Here is a 2,650-nt window from a genome sequence, read left to right as displayed (position 1 = left end):
CTCAAAATTCAATGCTAGCGAGAATTTTCATTCTCTTTAAAACATTCACTCGTTGTTCAGTTTTCAAAGGACAATCTTCGTTCGTTTTCGACATCTGTCGAAAGCGACCTGATTAATATATCACATCCGCCTAATGTATGCAAGCACTTTTTTAAAATTTCTTTTTTAAAGTGTTTATGTCAGTTACATTTATTTAGTAGCTGAACACTTGTTACGTTGGCAGGTACACAATATATCATGAATCGTGTATCATAGCAAGTTTTTTTATATATTTTTTTTTCGATAGCTAACTTGTTGAAATTGAGACTATCCGTACTATTGATGATTTCTATTTATAATCGGGTTTTATGCTGTAGTAGTATTTTCATAACAGCGATCTGCATTGCAGAGAGAAATAGTTATCTACTAATTGAGATAATTATTATAGATACCAACAAATCTATTGGCTATCACTTTTATCCTAACTATGATTAAACTCCATGACGGTACCCTTTCTCACTTCTTATGCTTTAATGCTCCTTATTCAGACTCTAGATTAGGAATTAACTAATGCCTCATCTCCCCTATTTATGCAACACTTATTTATTTTTTTAGACCTCCTTAGTGATGAATCTATTATTACTTCTAATTACCCCCTTCTCCGAAGCTCCCATCAGCCCCAACCACCCAATATCTTAATATAAGCTCTTATTAATTTATTTTACAAACTTCCAGTTCCTCGATTAAAAGTACATTTGACCATAAATAGGGAGTTAATGGCTTTATTTGTGCATTGAACAACCTCATTTTGTATGGTAACTTCTAAAAATGCCGAATCAAACTAAATTACCGTTTGTACGGGGGACGATTTTAATGGGGTGAATGTTTGGTTTAACCAGACTAGGGAGAAACCTCTTCCCGAATCCGTCAACTAACCTCGGAGGCCCAAGGAGGGACTATGAAGCATTTTGCAAAGAGTCTTATTTTGTCATCTGCGTTGTTACTATCGATAATAACGCCCTTATCAGCAGCGCATGCAGCAATTCCGCATGACTACAGCTACAAAGTACAGGTCAACGATGAACTGATTACATTTCCGGACGCTCAGCCCTTTGTAGACAGTTCTAACTCATTACAAGTACCTTTACGCTTTGTAAGCGAGAAACTGGGCTATGAAGCCCACTGGGAGCAGACAGATAACGTACTGAAGGTTACCCTTAAGAACAAACAGAATACGGTTACATTTACTACTGGAGAGACAACTGCAATTTTTAACGGCAAAGCGGTAACTCTGTCAACAGCTCCTCAGATGGTAGAAGGCAGAGCCTACTTTCCGATCCGTATGCTAGCCGATATCCTTCATATTCAAATGCAGTGGGATCCAACTAATCACATTGCCATATTGGATGAGGATGGCCAGTATCATGCTCCAGCCTGGTATGCTCCTACCTATCAAAAAGTAATTGAGGGTAAAGCAACCGCCTACACTGGTTCTCCAGCTGAAAACGGTGGACATCCGAGTATCGATTACTTTGGAAATCCCCTTCAAGTTGGTACAATTTCCGTTGACCCTTCGGTCATCCCGCTAGGCAGTAAAGTGTATATTGAAGGTTATTCTTACGATGGACTCCCTTCTGGTGGGATGTTTGCAACAGCTACCGATACGGGTGGTGCAATTAAAGGAAACAAAATAGACATTTATGTGCCTGACAACAAAGCAAAAGCACAACAGTTCGGTATCCAGCAGGTTAAAATTTATGTTATCAAGTAAGTAATTATTTCCCTTCTCTGGCAGTTGCTCTACAGCAGCTGCTTTTTTGTATATTCAGACTCTTATAAGAGAGACTAAAGGAACATACAGTGTGAGGAGGGACTTCGTATGAAAGCATTGCTGTATAAGTTTGTGCTTTGCTGTACCCTATTGGCACTAACTACAGCGGGCTCCAGCAACCCCAACAGTGAGGTCGTTTGGAATGTTACTACCGACCAAAAGCTCATTGCCCTCACCTTTGATGATGGCCCTAACCCCGTATATACACCACAAATTCTTGATTTACTAAAAGAACATCAAGCCAAAGCCACATTTTTTGTATTAGGCAAAAGAGTACAAATGTTCCCCGCTATTGCTATTCGCGAGGTTAATGAAGGGCATGAGATTGCAAATCATACCTTTGACCACCATTATTTAAAAAATGTTTCGTCTAAGAAATTAATTGAAGAAATACGCCAAACTCAAGAAGTGATTTTTGACATTACAGAGCAAATTCCTCACGTATTTAGACCTCCGGGTGGGTTTTATAACGATGATCTTCTTAATTTGACAAAGGAAGATAAATTAACGGTTGTCATGTGGTCATGGTATCAGGATACAAAGGACTGGAAAAAACCTGGAGTTGATAAAATCGTTCACACGGTTCTATCTAATGTTCATAACGGGGATATTATTTTGTTTCATGATTTAGAAGGTGACTGCTCGCAAACCGTTGAGGCATTAAAGAGAATTATTCCTGAGCTTAAAAAGCAAGGGTTTCAATTTGTTACTGTGACCGACCTTATAGCGAAAAATAAAAGCAAATAAAAAAAGCAGCTGATCTGATTAAAAGATCAACTGCTTTTTGCTTGGCGACGTTCTACTCTCCCAGGACCCTGCGGTCCAAGTACCATCGACGCT

General features: G+C 38.9%; 2 protein-coding genes and 1 riboswitch. Both genes read left to right on the top strand.

From position 1 onward, the window contains the following. Positions 1–798 precede the first annotated feature (798 nt). Positions 799–939: riboswitch (cyclic di-AMP (ydaO/yuaA leader) on the top strand. Then, positions 938–1,750: a stalk domain-containing protein gene (locus BP97_RS38045; protein ID WP_036746879.1), complete on the top strand. Its 813-nt coding sequence runs from the start codon at positions 938–940 to the stop codon at positions 1,748–1,750. It overlaps the preceding riboswitch by 2 nt. Positions 1,751–1,858: 108 nt before the next feature. Continuing rightward, complete coding sequence (locus tag BP97_RS0130880) at positions 1,859–2,557, top strand: polysaccharide deacetylase family protein (protein WP_028552548.1); 699 nt, start codon at positions 1,859–1,861, stop codon at positions 2,555–2,557. Positions 2,558–2,650 lie beyond the last annotated feature (93 nt).

Origin of the sequence: Paenibacillus sp. UNC451MF (assembly GCF_000686845.1) — a bacterium.
Lineage (GTDB): Bacteria > Bacillota > Bacilli > Paenibacillales > NBRC-103111 > Paenibacillus_S.
The sequence above is the reverse complement of the archived record's forward strand: the minus strand, read 5'-3'. Positions and strand labels throughout refer to the sequence as shown.

Bases quoted from the DNA above. Each gene is read 5' to 3' on its own strand.
- BP97_RS0130880 (WP_028552548.1), top strand. From the start codon at position 1,859: ATGAAAGCATTGCTGTATAAGTTTGTGCTTTGCTGTACCCTATTGGCA.
- BP97_RS38045 (WP_036746879.1), top strand. From the start codon at position 938: ATGAAGCATTTTGCAAAGAGTCTTATTTTGTCATCTGCGTTGTTACTA.